At 65.0% G+C, this 1,601-nt stretch carries 1 protein-coding gene; it reads left to right on the plus strand.

Annotation, left to right across the window (positions count from 1 at the left end; all coding sequences use genetic code 11):
* Nucleotides 1–1,601, plus strand: a 1,601-nt coding sequence (locus ACWGPE_RS18715) for an MMPL family transporter (RefSeq protein ID WP_452049267.1), incomplete at both ends; no start/stop codon positions are given.

The following is a 1,601-nucleotide window of genomic DNA, read 5'->3' on the forward strand; positions in this document are numbered from 1 at the left end:
CCTCAAGGGTGACGACGACGACGCGATCCTCAAGAACTACCAGGCCATCGAGCCCGACCTGCAGCAGGTCAACGGCGGCGACATCAAACTGGCCGGCCTCAACCCGCTGGCCAGTGAGCTGACCGGGACCATCGGCACCGACCAGAAACGCGCCGAACTCGCGATCGTGCCGCTGGTGGCGGTCGTGCTGTTCTTCGTGTTCGGCGGTGCGGTCGCCGCCGCCCTGCCCGCGATCATCGGTGGCCTGACCATCGGCGGTGCGTTGGGCATCCTGCGGTTCACCGCCGAGTTCGGGCCTGTGCACTTCTTCGCCCAGCCGGTCGTGACGATGATGGGTTTCGGTATCGCCATCGACTACGGCCTGTTCATCGTGAGCCGGTTCCGAGAGGAACTCGCCGAAGGCTATGACACCGAGGCCGCGGTACGAAGATCGGTGATGACCTCGGGCCGGACCGTGGCATTCTCCGCGGTGATCATCGTGGCGTCCTCGTTGCCGCTGCTGCTGATCCCACTCGGGTTCCTGAAGTCGATCACCTACGCGATCATCGCCTCGGTCATGTTGGCAGCCTTCCTGTCCATCACGGTGCTGCCCGCCGTCCTGGCCATCCTGGGACCCCGGGTCGACGCGCTCGGCGTGACCACACTGCTGAAGGTGCCGTTCCTGGCCAACTGGCCGTTCTCGCGGCGGATCATCGACTGGTTCGCCGAGAAGACCCAGAAGACCAAGACCCGCGAAGAAGTCGAGCAGGGCTTCTGGGGCCGGCTGGTCAACATCGTGATGAAGCGGCCCATCGCCTTCGCCACACCGATCCTGGTCATCATGACGCTGCTGGTCCTCCCGATCGGCTCGCTCACACTCGCAGGTATCAGCGAGAAGTACCTGCCGCCGGACAACGCCGTGCGCCAGTCCCAGGAGCAGTTCGACAAGCTCTTCCCCGGATTCCGCACCGAGCAGATCACCCTGGTGATGAAGCGCGAAGACGGTGAGCCGATCACCGACGCCCAGATCGCCGATATGCGCGCCAAGGCGCTGAACGTGAAGGGCTTCACCGATCCGGACAACAACCCGGATGCCATGTGGAAGGAGCGCGCGGCCACCGACAGCGGCTCCAAGGACAAGTCGGTCCGGGTGATCCAGAACGGCCTGGTCAACCGCGGCGACGCGGGGCAGAACATAGCGGACCTACGGGCCCTGCAGCCGCCGCACGGCATCGAGGTGTTCGTCGGCGGCACCCCGGCCCTGGAGCAGGACTCGATCCACAGCCTGTTCTCCAGGCTCCCGCTGATGGTGACGATCCTGGTCATCACCACCACGGTGCTGATGTTCCTGGCCTTCGGCTCGATCGTGCTGCCGGTCAAGGCCGCGCTGATGAGCGCCCTGACCCTCGGCTCGACGATGGGCATCCTGACCTGGATGTTCGTCGACGGCCACGGCTCAGGACTGCTGAACTACACACCACAGCCGCTGATGGCACCGATGATCGGTCTGATCATCGCGGTGATCTGGGGTCTGTCCACCGACTACGAGGTGTTCCTGGTCTCGCGCATGGTGGAGGCCCGAGAACGCGGGATGTCGACCGCCGAGGCCATCCGCATCGGTA

It is taken from the genome of Agromyces sp. NPDC055658, assembly GCF_053618155.1.